The following is a 25446-nucleotide window of genomic DNA, read 5'->3' as shown; positions in this document are numbered from 1 at the left end:
GCCTAGGTGACGGGTAGCGCGCCGAGCTTGCGCAGCGAAGGCAGATCGGCCGCGCCGCAACCGTGCAGACAGATCCGCAGTTCGTCGATAAAGCCTTGCAGCCACGCCGTTGCCGCATCGGCGGACTCGATAGCGGGGTCCAGCAGCGGGCGGGCGATCGCCACCACGTCGGCGCCCAGCGCGAGCGCCTTGGCCGCGTCCATACCGGTGCGGATCCCACCGGAGGCCACCAGCGGAATGCGCGGAAGTGCCGAACGCACCTCGAGCAGCGCCTGCGCCGTGGGTATCCCCCAGTCGGCCAGGTCCGGATAGCGCAGTTCGCCGTACCGGACCAGCTGCTCGACACGCGACCATGACGTGCCGCCGGCCCCCGCGACATCGATGGCCGCCACCGGCGGTTCTCCGGTCAGGCGCAGCAGGTCGGCGACGGCGTTAGCGCCGATGCCGTGGCCCACTTCCTTCAGCAGCACGGGGTAATCCAGCATCGGCGTCAGGTCGTGCAGCCGATCCAGAGATCCGGCGAAGTCGGTGTCACCGTTGTCCTGCATCGCCTCCTGCAGCGGGTTGGTATGTACCGCAAGCACATTCGCCCCGACCCGGTCGAGCGCCCGGTTGATCTCCGGGATGGCGTCCTTGAAGAATTGCGACAGGCCGATATTGCCCACCAGCAACACGTCGGGGGCCACGTCACGCACCGCGAAGCTGGGCACAGCCCGCTCGCCCAGCGCGCTGTCCAGCATCACCCGCTGGGAGCCGAGCATCATCCCGATACCCAGACGCTGCGCGGCGGTGGCCAGATTCCGGTTGATGGTCCCCGACAACTCGGCACCGCCGGTCATGGCACCCACCAGCACCGGCGCGCGCAACGGCACCCCGAGAAACTCCGCCGACAGGTCCACGTCGCCCAGGTTGGTCTGTGTCAACCCGTTGTAAGGCAGCCGGAAGCGCTCCAGGCCCGTCGTGACGCCGTGATAGGTCACGTCCCCGTCCCGGCACACGTCGATATGACGCAGCTTCCGGGACGCCATGTCGCGGCGCTGCGCCGTCATGGGACTCCGGCCCTGGCAGTCAGCACACTCAGACCCCGCTCCTGGGCTTGACCGGAACCGCGATTTCGTTGCGGCGCAAGGCCGGAACGGTCCAGGGCGGATCGTAGAACCAGGCGGCCGGAGCGTCCGTCGTTTCGAATCCCAACTCGCCCAGCGTGTCCATCAGCTGCTTGGTGTGCGAGGCAACCGCGCGCTTGCTGGGAATGCCGTTGAACTTGTGCACCGCAACCGTCGCGGGTGGCACCTTCACGAGCTCGACGTCGCCCGCGTTCGGCACGGGCAGGGTGTCCATCGTCTTTTCCGACGGCATGAAGAACTGAATCACCCATTCACCTTTGCTGCGGGATTCCTGCGCCACCGGCGCCGTCATCGCGACCTTTTCGCGGTCGTTGTTCCCGCCGAAGATGTAGCCCGCGAGCCGGCGGAATCCGACGTTGCGCGCCGACTCCTCATCGGCCGAGACGGTGGTCTGGGCCGCGATCCGGTCACCATAGTGACGGATCTCCACATCCTTCGTCAGCTTCTCGGTGGTGTGGGCAGGCTCCTCGATGCCGTGGCGGTAACCCACGACCATGCCGGCCGCTTCAGCGAACTGCCCCACCGCTGCGCCAATCGATTTCAACAAGGTCGCCTCTTTCCCTCTCGGTCCCATGGTGTCGCGAATTTTCGGCGCCCACAACTGAGCCCGTGCTCAGACCGGCGTCGTCACTGCTGAACCACCACCCGGGCAGTAGCCTCGGCACGTTCAGCATACGCGCGATCAAGCATTTTGTTAAGTTACTGAATGTTTAATTGATTTAAGGTCCGTAAGCTTGTTGCCCTGGTCACTGGGCGGACGCCACGCCAGGAATGCGTCTAGGCTGGTGTCAGTTGAGTCCGCAGCTACAGTCCCGGAGCTCTGGAACATCGAGTTCCATCGGTTTCACCCACAACTTGATAGGCCATGCCGATGCACGCTGTAGATTCCCAAGACCAACGACGTCCCCGCTACCGCTATGTGGTGAATTGCGATGGGGCACAAATGTTCGTATACGCCCGCAGTCTGGCGACCGTTGTCCGCATTGACGGCGGTGTCGACGCGGCCAACGCCGGACAGATCGCAGCGGAAGTCCGGCGCTTCACCAAAGCGCGCACGCCCTTGATCATCGATCTCAGCCACCTCGACTTTCTGGGCATCGAGGGATTCCAGCAACTTCTTGCCCTCAACCACCAGCACCAGGCTGCCGGTCTCTACTGCAGGATCGTCACCGGTGTCGCCCTGCGCCCGCTGGTTCGCGTGGTGCGGGATCACGGTCTGCCGCTGGTCAGATCCGTGCCGGAAGCTCTGCAGCTGATCGAGGACGCCCTTGCCACCCGGCGTCAGGCACCGGGCATGGTGCGGTAGGGCGATGGGCTCACCCACGCCGCGGGGCCGACACTTCCCCTACCACTACGACCCACGCCTGGCGCCGTTGTGGCTACCCTTTCGCTGGCCGGGCGAACAGGGGGTCACACTGACCGACGACGGCCGATTTGTCGCCCGGTACGGGCCGTTGCGCGCGGAAGCGCCCCTCTCCGACGTGGTCGATGCGCACGTCACCGGTCCCTACCGCTGGTGGACCGCCGTCGGCCCACGCCTGTCGATGGCCGACGACGGACTCACGTTCGGAACCAACGCCAAGGCCGGCGTGTGCATACACTTCGAACCGAAGATCCACCGGGTGATCGGGTTTCGGGATCATTCGGCGTTGACGGTGACGGTGGCCGATCCTGAAGCTCTGGAAAGGGAGGTGAAGTTCGGCAAGTGATTCACACATCAACATCGTTGTCGCAATAGCGTTGAACCAGCGGCACATCCGCCTCGTTACAGCTAGCAGCCGTCGCTTCATTAGATTAATGTTTAATAATCTTAACCGTTGCAACGGTTGGCCGAGATGCGTCATCACGAGGACGGACCATGCTTGCGCAACTTGCCCGAGTCTGCGTCGCCGCGCCGCGACGGGTGATCGCCGGTGCCGCCCTGGTGATGATCGCGGCTGCCGTCTTCGGCATCCCGGCTGCCCGCAGTCTGTCCGGAGGAGGGTTCCTAGACCCCACCTCCGAGTCGGCCCGCGCCTCGGGGCTGCTGACCGGCACGTTTCACCAGGGTGACATGGAGTTGGTCCTGCTGGTGAGCTCGCCGGCCGGAGTGAAGGCCGGCACCGGGCACCTGGTGGGCACCGACCTGGCCCGGCAACTCACCGAATCGCCGTTCGTCTTCCAGGTCGCCTCACCCTGGCAACCGCAGCCCACTCCGGGCACGCTCAGCGCCGACGACAGAACGGCCATGATCGTCGCGACGCTCAAGGGCGACGAGAACACCGCCGCCAAGAACGCGCAGACCTTGGCGGACCGTTTCGTCGGCGACCGCGACGGCGTCACAGTGCAGGCCGGCGGGTCGGCAATGGTCTACGCACAGATCAACAAACAGACCGAAAACGACCTGCTCCGAATGGAAGTCATCGCCATTCCGCTGAGCTTCATCGCCCTGGTGTGGGTCTTCGGAGGTGTGCTGGCGGCCGCGCTGCCGGTGGCGGTCGGCGGCTTCGCGATCCTGGGCTCACTGGCCGCGCTGCGTGGAATCGCACTGGTCACCGACGTGTCGATCTTTGCCCTGAACGTCAGCGTCGCACTGGGATTCGCGTTGGCCATCGACTACACGCTGCTGATCATCAGCCGCTACCGGGATGAACTGGCCGAGGGAGTGCCACCCGATGAAGCCGTGCTGCACACCATGGCCACCGCCGGCCGAACCGTACTCTTCTCCGCGATGACGGTGGCGCTCGCGCTGCTCGGAATGATTTTCTTCCCGATGTACTTCCTCAAGTCCTTCGCCTATGCCGGCATCGCGGTGGTGGCCTTCGCCGCTGCGGCCGCAGTCTCGTTGACGCCGGCCGTGCTGATGTTGCTGGGCAACCGGATCGACGCGTTCGACGTCCGTCGGGTGGGGCGGCGGATGCTTCGTCTGCCGCAACCGTCGGCCCGTCCGATCGAGCAGAACTTCTGGTATCGGCTGGCGAAATTCGTTATCCGACAAGCGATCCCACTGGGACTGATTTTGGTCGTGCTGCTGCTTGCGCTGGGCACCCCCTTCCTCGGGGTGAAGTGGGGGTATGCCGACGATCGCGTGCTGCCGGCCGATTCGTCGGCGCGGGTGGCCAACGACCGGATCCGTGCCGAGTTCCCGTCGAACTCGGCGACCCGAATCAAGATCGTCATTCCCGACACCTCGGGACTGAGCCGCTCGGATGTCGACACCTACGCCGCGGAGTTGTCCCGGTTGCCGGATGTCTCTTCGGTGTCCGCGCCGACCGGCACCTTCATCGCCGGTGAGCCCAAGGGACCGCCGTCGGCGCCGGCCGGAATGGCCGACGGTGCAGCGTTTCTCACATTGGATAGCACCGCCGCTCTGTACACGACGGCATCGGAGGAGCAACTGGCCCGGGTTCATGAGGTCACGCTGCCTGCGGACAAAGCGGCATTGATCACCGGTCTGGCCCAGACGAATCGCGACTGCGTGCACGGAATCACCTCCCGATTGCCCCTGGTGTTCGGCTTCATCGCGGTCGTGATGCTGGTGCTGTTGTTCCTGCTGTCCGGCAGCGTGGTGCTGCCGGTAAAGGCCCTGCTGCTCAACATGCTTTCGCTCACCGCGACGTTCGGTGCGTTGGTGTGGATCTTCCAGGAAGGCCACCTCGGGGCGGCGGGTACCACTCCTACCGGGACCTTGGCGGTGAACGTCCCGGTGTTGATGTTCTGCATCGCATTCGGGCTGTCCATGGATTACGAAGTCTTCCTGCTGTCCCGCATCCGCGAATACTGGCTCGCCTCAACACAGACCCAGGCCGACAACGACGAAAGCGTCGCGCTGGGGATCGCCCGCACCGGTCGGGTCGTCACCGCCGCGGCGTTGCTGATGTCGATCTCGTTCGCCGCCCTCATGTCCGCCGGGGTGTCGTTCATGCGGATGTTCGCCGTCGGATTGACCATCGCGATCCTGGTGGACGCCACCGTCATCCGCATGATCCTCGTCCCCGCTTTCATGCATGTGCTCGGTCGGCTCAACTGGTGGGCGCCCAAGCCGCTGGCCGGATGGCACCGGCGCAGGTTCACCGTCACCCCGGTACGCGGTTTACCCCAACCGCTTCAGGAATCGGTGGGGCCGAGTTCAGTCTGAAACTGCCGCATCGCGGCCAGCAGCGCATCGAAAACCCGGTGCGCGGCAGCCAGATCGGCGTCGGGAAGATCAGCCATCGCATCGTGGGTGTGCTGCCCGAGCGGAGTGAAGAATGACCGCGCGGTGGTCATGCCCGACTCGGCATGGCGCAGGATCACCTTGCGCCGATCAGCGGGATGGGAATCCCTGCGGATGTGACCCGAGTCGATCAGTCGGTCGACAAGGTAGGTGATCGCCGCGCCGGAGAGCCCCATCCGATGACTCAGGTCCCCGGACGTCATTGGCTGACCAGCAGTCTCGGCGACCATGATGTGCAGTAGGGCGCGAAAGTCGGTGGGCCGGACATCGTGGGAGACTGCGAAAATCCGGCCGATCTGGTCGGATTCAGACGACAACTCCCGCAGATCTGCAGTGATCTGCGATTCCAGGGCGGCCCGTTGGCACGCCGGCTCGTCGGATTCCATACCGATGAGCAGCATATCGGTTTTCGGCCGTATTTTCAGTTGATTAATATTTCAGTTACTGAAATGCTTAAGGAGTGTGGGACGGACTTGCCGCAACAGTGACCCGACGCCGTTCCTGGCTGCTCGCTCTGGGTCTCTTTGTGTTGGCCGCCGGTTTCATGGCACTGGTCGGCGGGAATGCCGCAGCGGGGCAGGCGCCGCTCTCGGTGCCTACCGATTCTGATTCGGCGAAGGTGCAGCAGCTGTCCAACCAGTTCCCCGGTGGTGACCGGGTACCGCTGATCGTGGTGGTCAACGGTGCCGGCGCCCCGGATGCTCTGAAACAGGCGTGCGAGGGCGCCCGCGACCGGATGCAGACCACCATCCACGCCGGCAACCCGCCGGCGCCGGTGCTGGTGTCGGCGGACGGCAAGGCAGCGATCGGGGTGGTGCCGATCAGCGCCGAACTGTCCGGGCTACCACTCAACGATGCTGTGGCGGCGCTGCGCAGCGCCGCGAATCAGGGCTTGCCAGCGGGAATGACGGCGCACGTCACCGGCGGACCGGCATTCGGGGCCGACATCGCCAACGCGTTCAGCAACGCCAACATCACCCTGCTCGCGGTGACCGCCTCGGTGGTGGCCCTGCTGCTGATCGCCACCTACCGCTCGCCGGTGCTGTGGCTGGTGCCGCTCGTCGTGATCGGCTTCGCCGACCGGTTGGCCAGCGCCGTCGGTGTCGCGGTGGCGTCGCTGACCGGACTGAACTTCGACGGTTCCACATCCGGCATCACCAGCGTGCTGGTGTTCGGTGCGGGCACCAACTACGCGTTGTTGCTGATTTCGCGCTACCGGCAAGAACTTCGGCGCCACCGGGATCACCGGGACGCGTTGCGGCGGGCGGTCCGGATGGCCGGGCCGGCGATCGTGGCCAGCAACGCGACCGTGGTGCTGGCGTTGCTCACCCTGATCTTCGCGTCCACCCCCAGCACCCGCAGCCTGGGAGCGCTGGCCGCCTGCGGGCTGTTGGTCGCCGCGGTCTCGGTACTGGTGCTGCTGCCGCCGCTGCTCGCGGTGTGCGGAAGGCGGTTGTTCTGGCCGTTCATACCCCAGCCTGGCGACACCACGCACGACGCGACGGATACCGGCATCTGGCACCGCGTCGCTGAATCCGTATCGCGCCGTCCGGCATTGGTCGCGTCGGTCACCATCGTGTTGCTGGGCGTGCTGGCCACCGGTCTGCTCAGTACCCGCATCGGCCTGTCGCAGACGGAACAGTTTCGCGTCAAAGCGGATTCGGTGACCGGGTTCGATATCGTGGCCCAGCACTTCCCGGCGGGTCTGGCGAATCCGACCGAAGTGATCGCCCCGACCGACAAGGCACCGCAGGTGCAACAGGCGATCACCGAGACTGCGGGCGTCATCTCGGCCAACCCGTCCGGCACCTCGGCGAGCGGGCTCACCAAGTGGTCGGTGGTGACCGACGCCGCGCCGTCCTCGCCGCAGGCGTTCACTACCGTTGCGGCGCTGCGGCATTCGACGAAGGCGGTAACGTCCGACGCGCTGGTCGGCGGCCCGGACGCCCAGGCGCTCGACGTGCGGGACGCCGCCGTCCACGACCGGATTCTGTTGATACCGGCGATTCTGCTGGTGATTCTGGTCGTCCTGTACGCGCTGCTGCGCTCGGCCCTGGCCCCGCCGACTCTTTTGGCGGCAACCATTCTGGGAGCACTGGCCGCGCTGGGCCTGGGCGGCTGGGCGAGCATGCATGTGTTCGGTTTCCCGGCGCTGGACAACATCGCCCCGCTCTACGCGTTCCTGTTTCTGGCCGCGCTCGGGGTGGACTACACGATCTTCCTGGTCACCCGGGCGCGCGAGGAGGCAGCCGAGCATGGCGCGCGGAACGGCATGGTTCGCGCGGTGTCCGCGACCGGCGGCGTCATCACCAGCGCGGGAATCGTTCTGGCCGCGGTCTTTTGCGTCCTCGGCGTCCTGCCGCTGATCGTCATGACCCAACTGGGCATCATCGTCGGCCTGGGCATCCTGCTGGACACCTTCGTCGTGCGCACCCTGGTGATCCCCGCACTGTTCGCAATCATCGGCGACCGTATCTGGTGGCCCGCCGACCTCACTCACGCCAAAACCGAAGGGAAACATCATGAGTAAGTCGACTCTGGCCGGAACCGCCTTGGCCGTCACCGCGGCCGCGGCCTCCGGAAGCGTAGCCAGCCCGAACCGCACCCCCGGCTGGTACGACCGGCTTCGCAAGCCGAGTTTCCAGCCACCGAAGGTCGCCTTCCCCATTGCCTGGACGAGTCTCTACACCGATATCGCGATCACCTCGGCGAACACCATCGACCGATTCCGCGAAGCCGGGCGCGACGAGGAAGCCCGCGGCTACATCGCAGCCCTCGGAGCCAATTTGGCCATCAACGCGGGCTGGAGTTGGCTGTTCTTCCGCTACCACAAGCTGGGCCCCTCTGCGGTGGGCGCCGCCGCGCTGACCATCAGCAGCGCCGATCTGGTGCGGCGGGCCGTCGACGCCGACCCGCGCAAGGGGTGGGCGTTGCTGCCCTACCCGCTGTGGTGTGGATTCGCCACCGTCCTGGCGACGAGTGTGTGGCGGCTCAATCGCTGACGGGCTCGCACGCTGGGGGGCTCAACACTGAAGGGGGAATGAAAGTGCCGGCACTGTTGTGGTTTCGACGCGACCTGCGCCTGGGGGATCATCCCGCGCTTGCGGCAGCATCGGAGAAAGATGAGGTACTGGCCTGCTTCGTTCTCGACCCGCGGCTGGAAGCCTCCTCGGGCCCGCGGCGCCTGCAGTTTCTCGGCGACTCGCTGCGCCAACTGAACGACGATCTGGGCGGCCGACTGCTGGTCACCCGCGGGCGTCCCGAGGAGCGAATTCCTGCTCTGGCCAAGTCGATTGACGCGTCGTCGGTGCACATCTCCGAGGACTTCACGCCGTTCGGGAAGCGCCGCGACGAGCGGGTCCGCGACGAGCTGGGTTCGGTCCCGCTGGTCGCGACGGGCTCGCCGTACCTGGTTTCACCCGGCCGGGTCGTCAAGGACGACGGCACCCCGTACAAGGTGTTCACACCCTTCTTCGGCAGGTGGCGCGAAACCGGCTGGCGCTCCCCCGCCGCGACCGGCGCCGATTCCGCCCGCTGGGTCGACCCGTCGAAGGTGAAGGGCGGAAAACCGGCCAAGATCCCCGACCCCGGAGCCGACCTGGATCTCGCTGCCGGTGAGGCAGCGGCACTTTCGCAGTGGGCGACATTCCTTGACAGCCGGGTGAAAGGCTACGCCGACGACCGCAACCGGCCGGACCTGCCGGGCACCAGCCGGATGTCAGCGCACCTCAAGTTCGGCACCATCCACCCGCGAACCCTGGTCGCCGACCTGAACCGGCGGCGCCAGGGTGACTCAGCTTACTTGCGGGAGTTGGCATTCCGCGATTTCTACGCCTCGGTCCTGCATCACTGGCCGCACAGCGTCTGGTGGAATTGGAACCGCGACTTCGATGCCATCGAGACCGACACCGACGAGCAGGCGAAGCGCCGGTTCGAAGCCTGGAAAGCGGGTGAGACCGGCTACCCGTTCGTAGACGCCGGGATGCGTCAACTGCGCGAGACCGGGTTCATGCACAACCGGGTGCGCATGATCGTCGCCTCGTTCCTGGTGAAAGACCTGCACCTGCCGTGGCAGTGGGGCGCCCGCTGGTTCCTCGAACAACTGGTGGACGGCGACATGGCCAACAACCAGCACGGGTGGCAGTGGAGTGCCGGCTGCGGGACCGACGCGGCACCCTACTTCCGGGTGTTCAACCCGACGAAGCAGGGCGAAAAGTTCGATCCCGCAGGCGATTACATTCGTCGCTGGGTCCCGGAACTGAACGACGCCGACGATGTCCATCTGTCCAAGGGGAAACGGCCGGAAGGCTATCCCGCACCCATCGTCGACCATGCCGCTGAGCGAACGGAGGCCTTGCGCCGCTACCGCGACATCAGCTGACCCGGACGCGCTGACCTGAGCACTTCTTGTCGTATTGCTTTGCAGATCTTCTCCGGCGTGCAATTATCTCCCCGACTCATGTCAGGGTTCTGCACACGCCAGGGAGGCGCTATGGCTCGGTTCGTTCGGACGTTGCTGGTTTCGGGTGCCGCCGTCGGCCTGATGGCCAGCGCCGGGGCCTGCTCGTGCTCGGTCGGATCGTCGGGGCCCAAGACGGTGAGCAAGAAGGACGTCGCCGGCCAGATCATCACCAAGATGACCGACGCCAACGGCAACAAGCCGAGTTCGGTGAGCTGTCCGGACGACCTGCCGGCCAAGGTGGGCGCGCAGACGAACTGCGAGATGAAGGTGAAGGACGAGACCTTCAACGTCAACGTCACCGTCACCAGCGTCGAGGGCAAGGACGTCAAGTTCGACATGGTGGAGACGGTCGACAAGGACCAGGTCGCACGCATCATCAGCGACCGGCTGAACCAGCAGGTGGGTCAGCGGCCCGATGCGGTGACCTGCCCGGAGAACTTGAAGGGCTACCAGGGCGCCACGCTGCGCTGCCAACTCACCGACGGCAGTTCCAAGTACGGCATCAACGTGACCGTCACCGACGTGGCCGGCGGGGATGTCAACTTCGACTTCAAGGTCGACGACCACCCCGAGTAAGCCGTTTCATTCCGGCGCGGGGACCGTCATTCCGGCGCGTGGACCGTCGAGACTGGCGCTGCGCACCCGCGCCGTCCGCCAGCCAAGCCTGCGTTACTGAGCGGCCTTCTTGCGCTCGATATCAGCCAGGGCGGCGGCCAGTTCGGCGCGTTGGGCTGCCGAGGTCTCCCAGGACAGTTTGCGGTTCTTGACCACCTTGGCCGGGGCGCCGACCGCGATCGAATAGTCCGGGATGACGCCGCGGACCACCGCGTGCGACCCCAGCACGCAACCCCGGCCGACGGCCGTGCCGCGCAGCACCGACACCTTGACCCCGATCCAGGTGTCAGGCCCGATCCGCACCGGGGACTTGATGATGCCCTGGTCCTTGATCGGAAGCGTGATGTCGTCCATCCGGTGGTCGAAATCGCACAGATAACACCAGTCGGCCATCAGCGCGGAGTCGCCGAGCTCGATGTCGAGGTAGCAATTGATGACGTTGTCCCGGCCCAGCACGACCTTGTCGCCGAACCGCAGCGAACCCTCGTGCGCCCGGATGGTGTTCTTGTCCCCGATATGCACCCAGCGGCCGATCTCCAGCTGCGCCAACTCGGGCGTGCAGTGGATCTCGACACCCTTGCCGAGGAACACCATGCCGCGAGTGATGATGTGCGGATTCTGCAGCTTGAACTTCAGCAGTCGCCAGTAGCGCACCAGGTACCACGGTGTGTAGGCCTTGTTGCGCAGTACCCACCTCAGCGACGCCAGCGTCAGGAATTTCGCCTGGCGCGGGTCTCTGAGCCGCCCCCCGCGCCACCTGCGATGGAGCGGAGCACCCCACATGCTCGTCATGTGCCGAAGCCTACCGAGGACGGCGACGGCGGGACCGGCGGGCTGCGGAGTCGGCCGCCGGTCCGCCCGCGATACCCTCACGTGTGCTCGCGCGACGTCTCCTGACGGCTGTCCTGGTGGCCATGTTCACCCTCGCGCTCGGCGGTTGCGGTAACACCGACTCCTGGGTGGACGCCGCGCCCGCGCAGGGCTGGCCGGCGCAGTACGGCGACGCGGCCAACAGCAGTTACAGCCCGACGGCGGGGGCCGGCAAGCTGGCGCTGCGGTGGACGCGTTCGGCCAAGGGCAGCCTGGCGGCCGGGCCCGCCCTCGGGGCGCGCGGTTTCCTGGCGCTCAACGCGCAGACGTCCGGCGGCTGCTCCTTCATGGAGTGGGAGATCGGCAACGGCCGGCAACGCTGGTGCACCCGGCTGGTGCAGGGCGGCGGCTTCGGCGGCCCGCTGTTCGACGGCTTCGACAACCTCTACGTCGGGCAGCCCGGGGCCATCATCTCGTTTCCGCCGACTCAGTGGACGCGCTGGCGCGAGCCGGTGATCGGGATGCCGACCACCCCGCGGTTCCTGGGCGACGGCCATCTCCTGGTGAGCACGCACCTGGGACAGCTGCTGGTGTTCGACACCCACCGCGGCGCCGTGGTCGGGACCGCCCTGGATCTGGTGGAAGGCGTCGACCCGGCCGATGCGACCCGCGGGCTGGCCGACTGCGCGCCGGCGCGCGCGGGCTGTCCGGTGGCGGCCGCACCCGCGTTCTCGGCGGCGAGCGGCACGGTGGTGGTCAATGTGTGGCAGCCGGGGGCGCCGGCAGCGGGGCTGATCGGGCTGAAGTACCGCGGCGGTCAGCTGTTCCGCGACTGGACCAGCGACGCGGTCGGCGCCGGGGTGCTTGCCAGTCCCGTCCTGTCCGCCGACGGAGCCACCGTCTACGTCAACGGTCGTGACCAACGGCTTTGGGCGCTGCACGCTGCCGACGGTAAAGTGAAATGGTCTGTGCCGCTTGGCTTTACAGCCCAGACGCCGCCCACGGTCACTCCGCAGGGGCTGATCGTCGCCGGCGGTGGCCCCGATGCCCGGCTGGCCGCCTTCCGCGACCGCGACGACCATGCCGACCCGGCCTGGCGACGCGAGGACGTCACCCCGCTGACCACGTCGTCTCTGGCCGGGGGCGGGCTCGGCTACACAGTGGCGGCGGGCATGACCCTGCTGGTGTTCGACCCGGGCGACGGCCACACGATCAACAGCTATCCGCTTCCCGCGGCCACCGGAGCTCCGCTGGGCGTGTCCGTGGGCAAGGACCGGCAGGTGGTGGTCACCACCAGCGACGGCCAGGTGTACTCCTTCGACCCCGCCTAACCGTTGACTCTGCGGTGAGGGCGTGAGCTACTCGCAGTTCGTCGCCACACGCGCAGAGTGAACGTCAATTAGATCGCCAGCGGCGGGATCGAGCCGCGGGGCACCTGGACCTGGGTGGCGCCGGCAAACGACGGCAGCAACTCACCCTGGGCGAAGTAGAAGATCAGCGCGTCGTCGGTGATCGCGAAGTTCTGGTAGTTGGTCGGGTCGTGACCGGCACCCGGCGAGATCGCCACACCCAGACCGGTCTGGTGTTCCAGCTCGCGCTGCACGATCGGGAAGATGGTGTCCAGCGCGTTGGTGTTGGGCGCGAACAGCGAGTCGAAGGTGATGGGCTGCTTGCTCGCGAGGTTGTAGTTGAACGCCTTGAACCAGTTGGACGGCCGGGCTCCGCCGAGGTCCTGGAAGAACTTCAGCACCACGCTGCGGGTGCGGGGCGGCTGTCCGGAACTGTGCTGCTCGTTGGTGGCTTCCATCTGGTAGGGCTGGTCGCGCCGCCCGGATCCTTGCGCGACGTTGACGAAGCCGTCGCGGTTCTGCGTGATGTAGTCGGTCAGTGCCTGTTGGTCGGGGTAATCCACCGGGAAGGTCATGTCCAACGTGTACGTGGCGCTGGACTGGTGGACGTGGCAGATCTCGGCGGCCTCGACCGTGCCGCCCAACGCCGCACAGGACGGCGGCGCGGCGCTGGCCGGCCAGCCCAGCGCGGCGGCAGCGGTCAGCGCTGCGGCCGCTATCAAATAACGCATCGTCGTTTCTGTCCTTGAGTTTTTGCACACCAAAGTGGCGTGAGTACGCCCTATGAGCTAATCGCCGTCAGCGTACCCGGCGTTACCGGGACGGCCGGCAAACGTAGGCCACCGCGTGACTGGCGCTCTTCGCACCGCTGCGTCCGATCCTCGCGATCACCACCGACAGCGCCGTACCGCCGCGCAACCGCAGTCGCCGGCGCAGGACGTCGGGATCTACCTGGACACCGCGGACCAGGATTTCGGCCGCGCCACAGTCCAGTGCCGACAGGGCCTGACGCAACCGCCGTTCGTCGAAGGCCAGCTGCTCGAGGACCTCGAAGCCACGCACTCCGGGCGGCAGCCGGTCACCGGAGAGGTAGGCGATGTCGGGGTCGAGTTGCCACAATCCGTGCCGGGCGCCGTAGTGACGGACCAGCCCGGCCCGGACGACGGCGCCGTCGGGATCGACGATCCATCGGCCCGCCGGCCCCACCGGGCAGTCGTCCGGATCGGCCGAGGTGATCTGTTCGTCGCGATCCAGGACGCTCGCTCGGCGGCGCACACCGGGCTGCGCCAGACCACCCGACCACAGGCAGGCCTCCCGGACCGCGCCGTCATATGACGTAATCTCGATCTCCCCGTCGAATCCGAGTCTGCCGAGTTCGTCGAAATCGATTCCAGGAGAACACTTCACCGCAATATCGCGACCGCGGTAGGCGTGCAGCAGCGGACCCAGGGCGGGCTGATAATCGGCCGGGCTGAAGCGGCGTCGGCCGCCGCTGCGCCGGGCGGGGTCGACGATGACGGCCGCGTCGCGGGTGACCGGGTGCAGCGCATCGGCTCGGCAGAGAGCTACCTCGGTATTGAGGCCGGAGCCCAGGTTGTGGCGCGCCATGGCCAGCCGGACGGGGTCGATGTCACTGCCGATCACCAGCTCGGCCACGCCGTTCAGGGCCGCCAGCTCGGTGCCGATCGAACAGGTCGCGTCGTGCACGACCCGCCCGGCCAGCCGGGCCGCGCGGTGCCGGGCGACGCGCGCGGCGGTGGCCTGCTGCAGCGCTTCGTCGGTGAACAGCCACGCCGACACCTCCCCCAGCTCGCCGAGCTTCGCGGCGGCCCGGCGACGCAACAGCGTCGTCTCCACCAGTACCGGCGCCCGCTCACCGAACCGGCCGCGCGCCGCGGCGATGTCGGCGATCAGGGTGGCGTCGCTCAACTCCAAATCCGCGACGGCCGCCAAGGCCGCGGCGCCCGACTCCGAGCGCAGATAGCCGACGTCGTCGCAGGTGAAGACCGTCAGGAGGGTTTGACCCCGGTGACCATCACGTTGTAGAACCAGCCCTTCGGCGCGACGTGCCGCCAGACGTTGGCGTCCACCCAGCTCAGCGCCTTCCACCCGTTGAAGGCGAACTTCGCCCAGCCCCAGCCCAGCTTTCCGGGCGGGACCGTCGACTCGAAGGTGCGCACCGGCCAACCGAGCATGGCGGCGGTGAACTCCTCGCTAGCGGTCTTGACCTGCACCGCGCCGGCGTTGGTGGCCATCCGCTCGAGGTCCTTCGGGTCGAAGGTGTGCAGGTCGACGATCCACTCCAGGGCCGCGGCCCGCGAGTTCTCGTCGATCTCCTCCTGCGGGCGGCGCCAGCTGCCCAGGCCGGGCAGCTTCACGGCGCGGATGGTGACGTTCCACGTCAGGTCCGCCAGTGCCCGCGCGTAACCGTTGCCGACGGTGGTCGGCTCCCCCGCGAACACGAACCGGCCGCCCGGCTTGAGCACGCGCAGCACCTCGCGCAGCGACAGCTCGACGTCGGGGATGTGGTGCAGCACGGCGTGCCCGACCACCAGGTCAAAGGTGTTGTCGTCGTACGGAATGCCTTCGGCGTCGGCGACCCGTCCGTCGATGTCCAGGCCCAGCGACTGCCCGTTGCGGGTGGCGACCTTGACCATGCCGGGCGACAGGTCGGTGACCGACCCGCGCCGGGCCACCCCGGCCTGGATCAGGTTGAGTAGGAAGAAGCCGGTGCCGCAGCCCAGTTCCAGCGCGCGGTCGTACGGCAGCTCGCGGATCACGTCTTCGGGGACGATCGCGTCGAAGCGCCCGCGGGCGTAGTCGATGCAGCGCTGGTCGTAGGAGATGGACCATTTGTCGTCGTAGCTCTCGGCTTCCCAGTCGTGGTAGAGCACCTGGGCGAGCTTGCTGTCGTGCCGGGCCGCTTCCACCTGCTCGGCGGTGGCGTGGGGGTTAGGCGCCGAGTCGGCGGGGATCTCAGAACTCCTCGTCATGCAGGGCAGCCTAACCGCCGTCGCTGTCACCTTTCGCGGCAGCGTCCTGACCAGCGGCGAACACCTCGACGTAGCGGCGGTCTTCGGCAGCGTGGCGCTCCCGGTCCGCGGGCGCCTCGTACACCGCGTTGATTCCTGCTTTGGCGGCGGCCAGGGCCGGCCGCGGACCGTCCAGGAAGCGCCTGGCCCACGTCGCCGCGGCGTCGTAGACGTTGTCCGGGGCCACCATGTCGTCGATCAGGCCGAGCGCCAGCGCTTCCTCGGCGTCGAAGAACCGGCCGCTGTACACCAGTTCTTTGGCCCTGCTCGGCCCGACCGCGCGGGTCAGGCGAGCCATGCCGTCGCCGCCGGGCACCAGGCCGGCCAGGATCTCGGTGGCGCCGAACTTCACGTTGTCGCCGCTGACCCGCCAGTCGGCGGCCAGCGCCAGCGTCAGCCCGGCACCCAGGGCATATCCGGTGATGGCGGCGACGGTGGGCTTCGGGATCGCCGCCACCGCGTCGACGGCCTCGCGGCGTACCCGGGCCGCGATGCCGGCCTCGTCCGGGTCGAGGGTTCGCAGTTCGGGCATGTCGTCGCCGGCGGAGAAGATCTCGTGGCCGCCGAACAGGATCACCACCGCGACGTCGTCGCGGCGGCCCAATTCCTCGGCCGCGGCAGCGATCTCCCGATAGACCTGCCGGGTCATCGCGTTGGTGGGCGGCCGGGACAGCAACAGCATGGCCAGGCCCGCGTCCTGGGAGCCGTCGCTCACCACGACGCTCACGAACTCGCTCAAAGCGGCCACTTCATCGATCCGCCGGCCTCGCGCGCCCGGTGGTAGCGGTCGGAGTCGAAGAACTCGAAAACCCAGTTGTCGCCACGTTTCTCCAGCAGCGGCTGGATGGGCACGATCTGGCGTTCGACGGCCAGCACCTCGGCGACGCTGCGGCCGGCCAGCGAGTCCAGCTGCGTCCAGGTCGGCGGCAGCAGGACGTTGCGGCCGGCCTCGAAGTCGGCAATGGCGTCCTGCGGGAGCGCCCAGCCGGACAGGTCGGATTCGGTGTTCTCGCCGTCGGCGCGCTGGCCCTCGGGCAGGGCCGCCACGAAGAAGTAGGTGTCGTAGCGGCGCGTGCGCTCGGCTTCCGGGGTGACCCAGTTGGCCCAGGGCCGCAGCAGATCCGAGCGCAGCACCAGCTTCTCTCGGCGCAGGAAGTCGGCGAAGGACAGCGTGCGGTCGGCCAGCGCGTGGCGCGATTCGCGGTAGACCGAAGCGTCACCCACGATGCTGTCCGGCCCCGTCCCGTCCTGGTCGGCCGGTCCGGCGAACAACACGCCCGATTCCTCGAACGTCTCCCGCGCCGCCGAGCAGACCAGCGCGATCGCCAGGTCGGTTTCGATGCCGAAGCGCTGCGCCCACCAGTCGGGTGGCGGGCCGGCCCAGGCGATATCGGCGTTGCGGTCGCGGTCGTCGACCCCGCCGCCGGGGAACACGATGACTCCCGGCGCGAACTCCATCGCGGAGTGCCGGCGCATCAGGAAGATGTTGAGGCCGCCGGGAGCGTCGCGGACCAGCATCACGGTGGCGGCCGGCCGCGCCGGCAGTGGCACGTGTGGTTCGTTCATGAGCTTCTCCGATGAGCTGCACGGGTGCGAACGCGGCGGGCGAAGTAGCGGCCGTCGACCACCTCGAGCGCGATCCGCTGCCCGAACGCTTTGGAGAGGTTTTCTGAGGTCAGCACGTCGGGCAGCAGACCGGATGCGACGGCCTGCCCTTCCGACAGCAGCAGGCAGTGGCTGAATCCGGGTGGGACTTCCTCGACGTGGTGGGTGACCAGCACCAGGGCCGGCGCGTCGGGGTCGGCGGCCAGGTCGGCCAGCCGGGCCACCAGTTCCTCACGGCCGCCCAGGTCCAGGCCGGCAGCGGGTTCGTCGAGCAGCAGCAGTTCGGGGTCGGTCATCAGCGCACGGGCGATCAGCACCCGTTTGCGTTCGCCCTCGGACAGCGTCCCGTAGGTGCGCTCGGCGAGATGTTCGGCGCCCAGGCTTTCCAGCATGTCGACCGCGCGGCGGTAGTCGACGTCCTCGTATTGTTCGCGCCAGCGGCCCAGCACCGAGTAACCGGCCGACACGACCAGGTCGCGCACCACTTCGTCGGACGGGACGCGCTGCGCCAGCGATGACGAACTCAATCCGATCCGGGACCGCAGTTCGCTCACGTCGACCCGGCCGAGGCGCTCTCCCAGCACGAACGCGGTGCCGGTGGTCGGGTGTTCGGAGGCGGCCGCGATACGCAGCAGTGACGTCTTGCCGGCCCCGTTGGGGCCGATGATGACCCAGCGTTCGTCGAGTTCGACGGCCCAGTCCAGCGGGCCAACCAGCGTGCGACCGCCGCGGCGCAGCGACACATTTCTGAAGTCGATCAGCAGGTCGGGATCGGCCTCGAGCGAGCCGGGTTCGGGCACCCGCCCATCGTGCCGTACCGCGTGCCCGCAACGACTGCCGGGTCGCGTTACTCCGCGCTACAGGTCGTTGCCCGCGTAGGAGAGGTTGAAGCTCTTGTTGGCCAGCGGGAAGTCCGGCACGATCGTGTCGGCCATCGCGACGGGCAGGGCCGGCCAGTTGAACCAGGACGGGTCGACCACCTTGCACCGCGTGACCACTCCGCCTTCCACCTCGACGCGATGGACCACGGTGCCCCGCCACCCTTCCACGATGCCGACGCCCGAAGTCCCGGCCGCGGGCAGCGGTGAGCGGATTTCCAGCGGCCCCTCGAGCGGCCCGTCGAGCCGCCCACTGTGCCGGTCGATCAGTGCCGCGATCAGCGTGACGGACGCGGCGAACTCGTCGCGCCGGACCGTGTAGCGGGCCAGCACGTCACCTTCGCTGCGGCTCACCGGGACGACCGGCAGCGCGGTAGTCGGATGGTCGCAGCGGGCGTCGGTGCTGATGCCGCTGGCCCGGGCGACGTAGCCCAGACAACCCAGGGCCCGGGCGTCGTCGCGACGCAACACCGCGGTGTCGGCGAATCGGTCGTAGATCACCGGATTGCCCAGCGTCAGTTCGCTGATCTCCGCGACCTCACCGGCCAGCGCCTGCAGTTCCCCGGGATCCGGGAGTTCCTGCAGGACAACACCTCCCGGCCGAATTGCGCCGCGTAGCAGCCGGTGCCCGGTGACGCGACCATTGATCCGCAGCACGCATTCGCGGACCCGCTGGGCGTGCGCGTTGGCCAGGGCGAAGCCGACGTCGTTGGCCAGTGCGCCCAGGTCGGTGGCATGGTTGTAGAGCCGTTCCAGTTCGACCAGCAAGGCCCGCAACCCGTGCACCGGTTCCGGCACTTCGATTCCGAGTGCGTCCTCCACGGCCAGGCAGTAGGCCAGCGCGTGTGCGGCGGAGCTGTCGCCGCTGATCCGCTCGGCCAGCTCGACGCCGCCCCCGACCGGGCGGCCTTCGAAGAGTTTCTCAATTCCCCTGTGCACGAACCACAGTCGCGCCTTGAGCCGCAGCACCGATTCCCCGATGACCGAGAAGCGGAAATGCCCGGGCTCGATGAGACCGGCGTGCACCGGCCCGACCGGGATTTCGTAGACCCCGGTGCCGTCGACGGTCACGAACGGAAATCCGCCCACCGTCGCGAATTCCGGTGGGCAACCGGCATCACGCCGCATCGGATGCCAGTCTTGCGGCCAGTGCGCATGGCTGACCAACCGTCGCGGCTGCGGATGTCCCACCGGCACCACCCCGTACAGGTCCATCATCTCCCGCTCGAAGCGGCCCGCGGGGATCGACAGATCCCCCAGCGACGGCACCGATGGGCTCCCGGCGTCGGTGGTCAGAGTCAGCTCCACCCGGCGGTCCGGTCCGCCCGCCAGCAGCAGGTACACGACCCGTATTGCATCGCCGTCATCGTGAGCGGCCACCAGCGCCAGCCGAAAACCGTTGTCCAACAACTCCCCTACCGCGCCCGCGAGCTCGCCCGGGCCGACCTGGCGCCGCTGCATCAACCCGCCCCGAACTGACTCGCCGCCGCACGGAACAACCCCGTCAACGGCCCCGCCGTCACACCCAGCGCCAGCGACGCCACCACGCCGCTCACCAGAGCGCCCGCCACCGCGGCGGGTACCACGATCGGCGGCGCGTGCTCACTCGGCGTTCCCAGCAGGATGCGCCCCGAATTGCTGACCAGGGCCGCGAACGCCACCACCATGAGCAGCAACGCGGCGCCGAGCACCCAGGACAACCGGGCGTCAGCCAGCGAACGCGCAATCGAGATTTCGCTGGCGAACATGGCGAACGGCGGCAACCCCAGCAGCACAACAATTCCGGCGGCGAATGAGACGCCGATCAACCGCGAGCGCGACAACACCGCGCTGATGTCGGCGATCACCGTCGAGTCGTGTGCGGCCTGCAACTGCCCACCGGCCAGGAACAGCACCGTCTTGCCGACACCGTGCGCCAGCACATGCAGCAGCAGCGCCGCAATCGCCAGCTTGGTGCCCGCGGCCGCCGCCACCGCGATCAGTCCCATGTTCTCCATCGAGGAGTAGGCCAGCATCCGCTTGAGATCGGTTGCCACAGTGAGCAACAGCGCAGCGACCAACACCGTGGCGAGTCCCACTGTCAGTAGTCCGGCGCGCAGGAAGCCCGGCCCCACCGCGGCGTCGATGACCGTCCGCAGCCGGATCAGCACCGAAAAGGCAACGGAGAGCAGCACTCCGCTCATCAACGCCGAGACCGGAGCCGGCGCCTGACTGTGCGCATCGGCCAGCCAGCCGTGGAATGGAACCAGTCCGACCTTCGCGCCGTATCCGATCAGCAGCAGCCCGCCGGCCAGGCGGGTGACCGCCGGGTCGAGATGCGCGGCACGGGCGCCGAGGACGTCGAGGTTCAGCGCGCTCGCCCCGTCGGCGCCCGCGTGCCGCGCGGCGAAGTACAACAAGACCGTGCCGAGGAACGCGACGGCGATGCCGACCGAGCAGATCACCACATACTTCCAGGTGGCTTCCAGCGCGGTGGCGGTGCGACGATGCCCCACCAGGAAAGCCGTGATCACGGTGGTGGCTTCGACGGCCACCCAGATCACGCCGATGTTGTTGGCCGACACCGCGACCGCCATCGCCGCCAGGAACGCCGGGATGAGGGCCCCGTACCGGCGCGCGTCGCGCTGATCGGTGTGGCCGTGGGCCAGTTCGGCGTCGATGTAACCGATGCTCGCCCAGGTGGCCAGGGTGCCGACGACGCCGATGACGATCAGCATGGTCAACGAGAGCGCGTCGGTACGCAACACCCCGGCCAGCGCCAGCTGCGGCCGGTCGCCGGTCGTGAGGCACAGTGCCACTCCGGATCCCAGCACGACCAGTGCCGACAACACGGTGACCACCGTGGTCCAGCGCCGCCACCCACCCGCCAACGCGACGAGGGCGGCAACGCCGGGCGCCAGGATCGGCGCCAGAATCAGGCCCGTTGTCATCAAACCGGTCATCAGTCTCGCAATCTCTGCAGCCGGTCCAGGTCGGCGCCACCGAGCATGCGCCGCAGCCGGCCGGTCAGCACACCGAGCACGATCAGTGCGAACAGCACATCCAGTGACGCGCCGAGTTCGACGATCAGCGGAACCCCCGCCGTCAGCAGGAACGCGGTGGCAGCAATTCCGTTGTCCAGCATGAGGAAACCCGCGGCCTGGGAAATCGCGTGCCGCCGGGTGACCATCACGAACATGGCGATCAGCACCACCGCCAGCCCCGCGGGGACCACACTGACGGCGGCGCCGGGGTCCAGGTCGACCACCGGGCGGGTGACCGCCAGGGCGACCACGGTGAGCACCGCGGCGATCAGCAGCGACGCGGTGCTGTTGACCAGCGGTGTCGCTTCGCGCTGTTGGCGTTCCTCGGCGCCCAGCGCACGCGCGAGCAACCACGGCAACACCACTCCACGCAACACGAACAACGCCGCCCCGACGCCGACCAGCTCCCAATCCTGGCCGTGCACACCGAGAATCACCGGAATCGCGGCCAAGGCCACCCCCTGCAGCGCCAGCAACCGCACGATGGAACGCAGGTCGCGCCGCCAGACGATCAGCACCGCGGTCAGCACCAGTCCCCCCGGCGCCAGGTCGAGCACCCCCGCATAGGAGTCCGTCATCTCATCACCCCTGCGCCGCAAAGAAGTTCGCTGAGCTCACCGCGAGCAGAGCAAGCAGAAAAGACCCGGCCAGCAACTCAGGTACCCGGAATAGCCGCAGCTTCGCGATGAACACCTCGGCGCCGGCCAGGACGATGGCAGCGACGGCGACCTTGACGCTGATGGCGGCGATGCCGATGCCTACGCCGAGCAGCGTGGGCTGATCACCGGCAATACCCCACGGCAGGAACAGATTCGCCAGCAGCGCCAGCAGCACCGTCAGGCGCATGGCACTCGCCCATTCGACGATCGCCAGCTTGGGCCCGGCGTATTCCAGCACCATCGCCTCGTGCACCATGGTCAATTCCAGGTGCGTGGCCGGATTGTCCACCGGCAGCCGTCCGGTCTCGGCGATGACGACGATCACCAGGGCGACGAAAGCGAGGATTCCCGCCAGTGAGACCACCTCGCCCGGATTGGCCAGTGTGAAGCCGACGATGGCGCCCAAGTTGGCCGAGCGGGCGGGAATGGACAGCGCGAAAACGGCCAACAGAATCGTCGGCTCCACCAGTGCGGCAATGGTGATCTCGCGGCTGGCGCCCATGCCACCGAAGGACGTGCCGGTGTCGATGCCCGCCAACGTCAGCGCCACCGTGCCCAGGAAGAGCAGGCCCACCACGGCGAACAGGTCGGCGACGGGGTCCAGTGGCGAACCGGTCGCCACCAGCGGCACTACCGCGGCGATCAGCAACGTGGTGGCCGCCACCACCACTGGCGCGGCCGCGAAGACCAGAGTGGTACCCAACGGAGTCACCTGCTGCTTGCGTAGCTGCTTGCGCAGATCGCGCCACGGTTGCAAAATGCCTGCGCCGCAACGACCTTCCGAGCGGACCCGCACCTGGCGCATCAACCCCAGCACCAGTGGTGCGCCCACCATGACACCGCCGATCTGCGCCGCGCCGGCCACCGCTGACATGACGTTCACTGCGCCACCACCAACACGATCAACACACCGAGGACACCGTAGGCCAGATACAGGTGCACACTTCCGTTGTGGGCGTTCCGGATTGCCCGCGCACAGGCGGCGACGGTGCGTAGCACCGGCGCGTAGATCCGGTCTTCGACGGCGTCCGAGACATTGGTCCGGTAGGCGATTTGCGCGATGTGGTAGCGGGTTTCCTCCAGGTGGGTCACCTCGATACCGGTATCGGGGCGCAGCACGTCGTCGAACACCCGTTGCAGCGGTTGGGCGAACGATGTTGCGGTGTATTGCATTCGAGGCGTGAGCTCGTCTGCGCCGCAGGCCCACAACGGCGATGTCACCGCCTCGGGACGGTGCCGCGCTCCCCATCGGCCCAGGGCCACCACCACCAGCACGGCGCCGGCCAGTGCCGCGGCCAGCAGGATGGGCGACATCGAGCCGTCGATCCCGGGCAGCCGCAGCACGATACCCAGTCCGCTGAGATCGGCGTTACGGGCAGCCGGAACGCTGTCCAGCACCGACTGCAGGGCCGGGGTGACGATCGACGGCAGTATGGCCAGCGCAACGCAGCCGCCGGCCGCCCCGGCCATGCCGACGAGCATGCTGACCGGCGCCTCCCGTGCCCGCACGGCACCCGCGGAGCGGGCTCGCGCCAGGAAGCCGGTACCGAACGCTTTCACCATCGCCGCCACGCCCAGCCCCGTGGTCAGTGCCACTGCGCCGACGCCGACCGGTGTCACCAATCCGAGCAACGAATTGTGTTCGGGGCGGGCGTGAATCAGCGACTGCACCAGCAGCCATTCGCTGACGAACCCCGCGCCCAGCGGCAATCCCGACGCGCCGAGCGCCGCCACCCCGAAAAGCACGGTCGTCGAGGGCATTCGACGGGCCAGTCCGCCCAGCCGGTCGAGGTCACGTTCACCGGTGGCCACCAGCACCGAGCCGGCGGCCATGAAACCGAGGCTCTTGAACGCGGCGTGCGCAATCAGGTGCAGCAGCGCCGCCGTCATCGCGATCACCGCAGCCGCTCGGGCACCACAGGCAGACAGCAGGGTCGCGGCCCCCAGCGCCAGGACGACCAGTCCCATGTTCTCGATCGTCGAATAGCCAAGCAGCCGTTTGAGATCCGAGGCCACCGAAGCCTGCAGCACCCCGTACATAGCCGACACCGCGCCGACGCCCAGCAGCGTCACGCCCCACCACCGCGGGCCCGGCCCCAGCAGCTGCAAGTCGATCCTGATGATCCCGTATACGCCGAGGTTGACCATGGCGGCACTCATCAGCGCCGAAACCGGGCTCGGTGCTTCGGGATGGGCGCGCGGCAACCAGGCGTGCAAGGGCAGCAGGCCCGCCTTGGAGCCGAACCCGAGCAGCGTCAAGAGGAACACCGCGTTGCGTGTCGAATCGGAGACTCCGGCGATGCCGGCGAATCGCTCGGTGCCCCCCGCCGCGGCCGCCACCATCAGGCCGGTCAGGATCGCCACGAAACCCAGCTGCGTCATCACCGCGTAATAGACCGCGGCAGAACGCACTTCGGCGCGGGCATGATCGGATGCCAGCAGAATCAACGAGGTGACCGCCATCACTTCCCAGGCCAGCAGGAACGTGCTCACCGAACCGGCCGCGGGCACCAGCAGCATCGCCGCGACGAACAGCGGCAGCGTCACCTGTGGGACGACACCGAGTCGCTCGCGACGCAGGTAACCGATGCTGTAAACACCAACGACCACGGCCACCGCCCCGGTCAGTGCCATGAAAAACCCGCCCACCCGGTTGACGGCAAGATCCACGCCACTGAGCGGCAACAGCCATGGCAGTCGCACCGCCGGCAGCGAACCGGATACCGCGGTCAGCCCCAGCACTGCCCCGGCCACCCCGACCGCCGCCGTCACAGTCCCGCTCACGACCGCGCCAATGCCGTTACCCTGCAACGTATCCGGTGCAGCCTCGGGCACCAGGGTCGCCGTCACCTGCCCGTCACCGATCGCAAGGCCGCCACCACCTGGTCGGGCGTAGGCGGGCAACCGGGGATCTCGACGTCGACCGCTATCACGTCGCTGACCGCTCCGACCACCCCGTAGGCGTCGCCGAACACGCCGCGGTTGAGCGCACAGTCCCCGCAGGCGATCACCACCCGGGGCAGCGGTGTCGCCGCCACGGTGTTACGCAACGGCTGTGCCATGTTGCGGGTCACCACGCCGGTGACCAGCAACGCGTCCGCATGCCGGGGCGAGGCCACCAGCCGGGCGCCGTACCGCTCGGCGTCGTATACCGGGCCGAACGCCCCCGAGATCTCCACCTCGCAGCCGTTGCACGAACCGGCGTCCACATGGCGCACCTGCAACGAGCCGGCCACTCCGGTCGGCGGTGCTGCGGCCGGCGCAGGCCGCTCGCCCGCGGGTTCGGCGACCCGGCCGAGTCGCAGGATCCTGCCGATCCAGGTCATCGCCGCTTACCGCCGCGCCGTGGGGACGTCGGCGCGCAGATCCTCGAGCATGGCGACCTGCCCCGTCAGCATTCCGGTCAGCACCCGACGGGCCACCGTCATCAATTCGGCGATCAGCGGCGAGGTGATCGAGTAGATCACCGAATTGCCGTCCTTGCGCGCCGTCACCACCCCGGCCCGCCGCAGCACCGCAAGCTGTTGGGACAGGTTCGACGATTCCAGGCCCACCTCGGGCAGCAGTTCGGCCACCGTGTGGTCGCGTTCCGACAGCAGTTCCAGGATGCGGACCCGCGCCGGGTGGCCCAGCGTCTTGAAGAACTCGGCCTTCAGCTTGTACAGCGGCTCGGACACCGACCCTCACTAAG

At 67.9% G+C, this 25446-nt stretch carries 25 protein-coding genes; 8 read left to right on the top strand and 17 right to left on the bottom strand.

What is annotated here, in order from left to right; translation table 11 throughout:
• Positions 1-2: 2 nt before the first annotated feature.
• A complete protein-coding gene (gene fni, locus C0J29_RS09700) occupies positions 3-1049 on the bottom strand; it encodes a type 2 isopentenyl-diphosphate Delta-isomerase (protein ID WP_120792179.1) in 1047 nt (348 codons plus the stop codon).
• 28 nt (positions 1050-1077) lie between these two features.
• A complete protein-coding gene (locus C0J29_RS09695; RefSeq protein WP_065048067.1) occupies positions 1078-1674 on the bottom strand; it encodes an SOUL family heme-binding protein in 597 nt (198 codons plus the stop codon).
• A gap of 396 nt (positions 1675-2070) precedes the next feature.
• Here C0J29_RS09695 and C0J29_RS09690 point away from each other — a divergent pair, with 396 nt between their 5' ends.
• The 3 genes from C0J29_RS09690 (at position 2071) to C0J29_RS09680 (ending at position 5244) form a co-directional block, all read left to right on the top strand.
• Positions 2071-2433: an STAS domain-containing protein gene (locus tag C0J29_RS09690; protein ID WP_162951431.1), complete on the top strand. Its 363-nt coding sequence runs from the start codon at positions 2071-2073 to the stop codon at positions 2431-2433.
• Positions 2434-2437: 4 nt separating this feature from the next.
• A complete protein-coding gene (locus tag C0J29_RS09685) occupies positions 2438-2836 on the top strand; it encodes a hypothetical protein (protein WP_120792176.1) in 399 nt (132 codons plus the stop codon).
• A gap of 149 nt (positions 2837-2985) precedes the next feature.
• A complete protein-coding gene (locus C0J29_RS09680) occupies positions 2986-5244 on the top strand; it encodes an MMPL family transporter (protein ID WP_120792175.1) in 2259 nt (752 codons plus the stop codon).
• On the opposite strand, the gene C0J29_RS09675 is transcribed toward C0J29_RS09680, so the two are convergent.
• Positions 5214-5723 carry a MarR family winged helix-turn-helix transcriptional regulator gene (locus tag C0J29_RS09675; protein ID WP_065047921.1) on the bottom strand — a complete coding sequence of 170 codons (510 nt, stop codon included), beginning with the start codon at positions 5721-5723 and terminating at the stop codon, positions 5214-5216. The genes C0J29_RS09680 and C0J29_RS09675 overlap by 31 nt on opposite strands.
• Before the next feature lie 83 nt (positions 5724-5806).
• Here C0J29_RS09675 and C0J29_RS09670 point away from each other — a divergent pair, with 83 nt between their 5' ends.
• From C0J29_RS09670 to C0J29_RS09655, 4 genes are all read left to right on the top strand, one after another.
• Positions 5807-7852: an MMPL family transporter gene (locus tag C0J29_RS09670; protein WP_242460403.1), complete on the top strand. Its 2046-nt coding sequence runs from the start codon at positions 5807-5809 to the stop codon at positions 7850-7852.
• Positions 7845-8324 carry a TspO/MBR family protein gene (locus tag C0J29_RS09665; protein WP_120792174.1) on the top strand — a complete coding sequence of 160 codons (480 nt, stop codon included), beginning with the start codon at positions 7845-7847 and terminating at the stop codon, positions 8322-8324. Before C0J29_RS09670 ends, C0J29_RS09665 begins: the two co-directional genes overlap by 8 nt.
• 44 nt (positions 8325-8368) lie before the next feature.
• The gene (locus C0J29_RS09660; protein WP_065048063.1) at positions 8369-9703 is read left to right on the top strand and encodes a cryptochrome/photolyase family protein; all 1335 of its coding nucleotides are present in this window, start codon (positions 8369-8371) and stop codon (positions 9701-9703) included.
• Positions 9704-9814: 111 nt separating this feature from the next.
• Entirely contained in the window at positions 9815-10360 is a 546-nt protein-coding gene (locus tag C0J29_RS09655) for an anti-apoptotic protein (protein ID WP_065047914.1), read from the top strand.
• Between the two features lie 93 nt (positions 10361-10453).
• Here C0J29_RS09655 and C0J29_RS09650 read toward each other — a convergent pair whose 3' ends face one another.
• Positions 10454-11191, bottom strand: coding sequence for an acyltransferase (locus C0J29_RS09650; RefSeq protein WP_065047913.1), 738 nt, complete (start codon positions 11189-11191; stop codon positions 10454-10456).
• A gap of 122 nt (positions 11192-11313) precedes the next feature.
• On the opposite strand from C0J29_RS09650, the gene C0J29_RS09645 reads away from it, so the two are divergent.
• Positions 11314-12540, top strand: a complete 1227-nt coding sequence (locus C0J29_RS09645) for an outer membrane protein assembly factor BamB family protein (protein ID WP_120794652.1) — start codon at positions 11314-11316, stop codon at positions 12538-12540.
• 68 nt (positions 12541-12608) lie between these two features.
• Here C0J29_RS09645 and C0J29_RS09640 read toward each other — a convergent pair whose 3' ends face one another.
• The 13 genes from C0J29_RS09640 to C0J29_RS09580 all read right to left on the bottom strand — a co-directional run bounded on the left by C0J29_RS09640 (position 12609) and on the right by C0J29_RS09580 (position 25432).
• Positions 12609-13289, bottom strand: a complete 681-nt coding sequence (locus tag C0J29_RS09640) for an esterase (RefSeq protein ID WP_065047909.1) — start codon at positions 13287-13289, stop codon at positions 12609-12611.
• An 82-nt stretch (positions 13290-13371) separates the two neighbouring features.
• Positions 13372-14610, bottom strand: a complete 1239-nt coding sequence (locus tag C0J29_RS09635) for a class I SAM-dependent methyltransferase (RefSeq protein WP_162951611.1) — start codon at positions 14608-14610, stop codon at positions 13372-13374.
• Positions 14568-15551 carry a class I SAM-dependent methyltransferase gene (locus C0J29_RS09630; protein WP_065161606.1) on the bottom strand — a complete coding sequence of 328 codons (984 nt, stop codon included), beginning with the start codon at positions 15549-15551 and terminating at the stop codon, positions 14568-14570. Before C0J29_RS09630 ends, C0J29_RS09635 begins: the two co-directional genes overlap by 43 nt.
• Positions 15552-15561: 10 nt before the next feature.
• Complete coding sequence (locus C0J29_RS09625) at positions 15562-16329, bottom strand: enoyl-CoA hydratase (protein WP_120794650.1); 768 nt, start codon at positions 16327-16329, stop codon at positions 15562-15564.
• Positions 16326-17156 (bottom strand): NUDIX hydrolase, encoded by an 831-nt coding sequence (locus tag C0J29_RS09620; RefSeq protein WP_120792173.1) that lies wholly within the window; start codon positions 17154-17156, stop codon positions 16326-16328. The genes C0J29_RS09625 and C0J29_RS09620 overlap by 4 nt, the downstream gene beginning before the upstream one ends.
• A complete protein-coding gene (locus C0J29_RS09615; protein WP_065047905.1) occupies positions 17153-17995 on the bottom strand; it encodes an ABC transporter ATP-binding protein in 843 nt (280 codons plus the stop codon). Before C0J29_RS09615 ends, C0J29_RS09620 begins: the two co-directional genes overlap by 4 nt.
• A 57-nt stretch (positions 17996-18052) precedes the next feature.
• Positions 18053-19534 (bottom strand): hydrogenase large subunit, encoded by a 1482-nt coding sequence (locus tag C0J29_RS09610; protein WP_120792172.1) that lies wholly within the window; start codon positions 19532-19534, stop codon positions 18053-18055.
• Positions 19534-21015 carry a proton-conducting transporter transmembrane domain-containing protein gene (locus C0J29_RS09605; protein WP_242460402.1) on the bottom strand — a complete coding sequence of 494 codons (1482 nt, stop codon included), beginning with the start codon at positions 21013-21015 and terminating at the stop codon, positions 19534-19536. Before C0J29_RS09605 ends, C0J29_RS09610 begins: the two co-directional genes overlap by 1 nt.
• Positions 21015-21674, bottom strand: coding sequence for a hypothetical protein (locus C0J29_RS09600; protein WP_120792171.1), 660 nt, complete (start codon positions 21672-21674; stop codon positions 21015-21017). Before C0J29_RS09600 ends, C0J29_RS09605 begins: the two co-directional genes overlap by 1 nt.
• Before the next feature lie 4 nt (positions 21675-21678).
• Positions 21679-22629 carry a respiratory chain complex I subunit 1 family protein gene (locus C0J29_RS09595; protein ID WP_120794648.1) on the bottom strand — a complete coding sequence of 317 codons (951 nt, stop codon included), beginning with the start codon at positions 22627-22629 and terminating at the stop codon, positions 21679-21681.
• A 5-nt stretch (positions 22630-22634) separates the two neighbouring features.
• A complete protein-coding gene (locus C0J29_RS09590; protein ID WP_371872483.1) occupies positions 22635-24590 on the bottom strand; it encodes a proton-conducting transporter transmembrane domain-containing protein in 1956 nt (651 codons plus the stop codon).
• Positions 24591-24601: 11 nt separating this feature from the next.
• The gene (locus tag C0J29_RS09585; protein ID WP_120792169.1) at positions 24602-25081 is read right to left on the bottom strand and encodes an NADH-quinone oxidoreductase subunit B family protein; all 480 of its coding nucleotides are present in this window, start codon (positions 25079-25081) and stop codon (positions 24602-24604) included.
• Positions 25082-25087: 6 nt separating this feature from the next.
• Positions 25088-25432: an ArsR/SmtB family transcription factor gene (locus C0J29_RS09580; protein ID WP_065047894.1), complete on the bottom strand. Its 345-nt coding sequence runs from the start codon at positions 25430-25432 to the stop codon at positions 25088-25090.
• Positions 25433-25446: the final 14 nt, after the last annotated feature.

Source organism: Mycobacterium paragordonae (assembly GCF_003614435.1).
In the GTDB taxonomy this organism is placed as follows: Bacteria; Actinomycetota; Actinomycetes; order Mycobacteriales; family Mycobacteriaceae; genus Mycobacterium; species Mycobacterium paragordonae.
The sequence above is the reverse complement of the archived record's forward strand: the minus strand, read 5'-3'. Positions and strand labels throughout refer to the sequence as shown.

Bases quoted from the DNA above. Each gene is read 5' to 3' on its own strand.
- fni (WP_120792179.1), bottom strand. From the start codon at position 1,049: ATGACGGCGCAGCGCCGCGACATGGCGTCCCGGAAGCTGCGTCATATC.
- C0J29_RS09690 (WP_162951431.1), top strand. From the start codon at position 2,071: ATGTTCGTATACGCCCGCAGTCTGGCGACCGTTGTCCGCATTGACGGC.
- C0J29_RS09685 (WP_120792176.1), top strand. From the start codon at position 2,438: ATGGGCTCACCCACGCCGCGGGGCCGACACTTCCCCTACCACTACGAC.
- C0J29_RS09680 (WP_120792175.1), top strand. From the start codon at position 2,986: ATGCTTGCGCAACTTGCCCGAGTCTGCGTCGCCGCGCCGCGACGGGTG.
- C0J29_RS09675 (WP_065047921.1), bottom strand. From the start codon at position 5,723: ATGCTGCTCATCGGTATGGAATCCGACGAGCCGGCGTGCCAACGGGCC.
- C0J29_RS09665 (WP_120792174.1), top strand. From the start codon at position 7,845: ATGAGTAAGTCGACTCTGGCCGGAACCGCCTTGGCCGTCACCGCGGCC.
- C0J29_RS09655 (WP_065047914.1), top strand. From the start codon at position 9,815: ATGGCTCGGTTCGTTCGGACGTTGCTGGTTTCGGGTGCCGCCGTCGGC.
- C0J29_RS09650 (WP_065047913.1), bottom strand. From the start codon at position 11,191: ATGACGAGCATGTGGGGTGCTCCGCTCCATCGCAGGTGGCGCGGGGGG.
- C0J29_RS09645 (WP_120794652.1), top strand. From the start codon at position 11,314: ATGTTCACCCTCGCGCTCGGCGGTTGCGGTAACACCGACTCCTGGGTG.
- C0J29_RS09640 (WP_065047909.1), bottom strand. From the start codon at position 13,289: ATGCGTTATTTGATAGCGGCCGCAGCGCTGACCGCTGCCGCCGCGCTG.
- C0J29_RS09630 (WP_065161606.1), bottom strand. From the start codon at position 15,551: ATGACGAGGAGTTCTGAGATCCCCGCCGACTCGGCGCCTAACCCCCAC.
- C0J29_RS09620 (WP_120792173.1), bottom strand. From the start codon at position 17,156: ATGAACGAACCACACGTGCCACTGCCGGCGCGGCCGGCCGCCACCGTG.
- C0J29_RS09610 (WP_120792172.1), bottom strand. From the start codon at position 19,534: ATGCAGCGGCGCCAGGTCGGCCCGGGCGAGCTCGCGGGCGCGGTAGGG.
- C0J29_RS09605 (WP_242460402.1), bottom strand. From the start codon at position 21,015: ATGACCGGTTTGATGACAACGGGCCTGATTCTGGCGCCGATCCTGGCG.
- C0J29_RS09600 (WP_120792171.1), bottom strand. From the start codon at position 21,674: ATGACGGACTCCTATGCGGGGGTGCTCGACCTGGCGCCGGGGGGACTG.
- C0J29_RS09595 (WP_120794648.1), bottom strand. From the start codon at position 22,629: ATGTCAGCGGTGGCCGGCGCGGCGCAGATCGGCGGTGTCATGGTGGGC.
- C0J29_RS09585 (WP_120792169.1), bottom strand. From the start codon at position 25,081: ATGACCTGGATCGGCAGGATCCTGCGACTCGGCCGGGTCGCCGAACCC.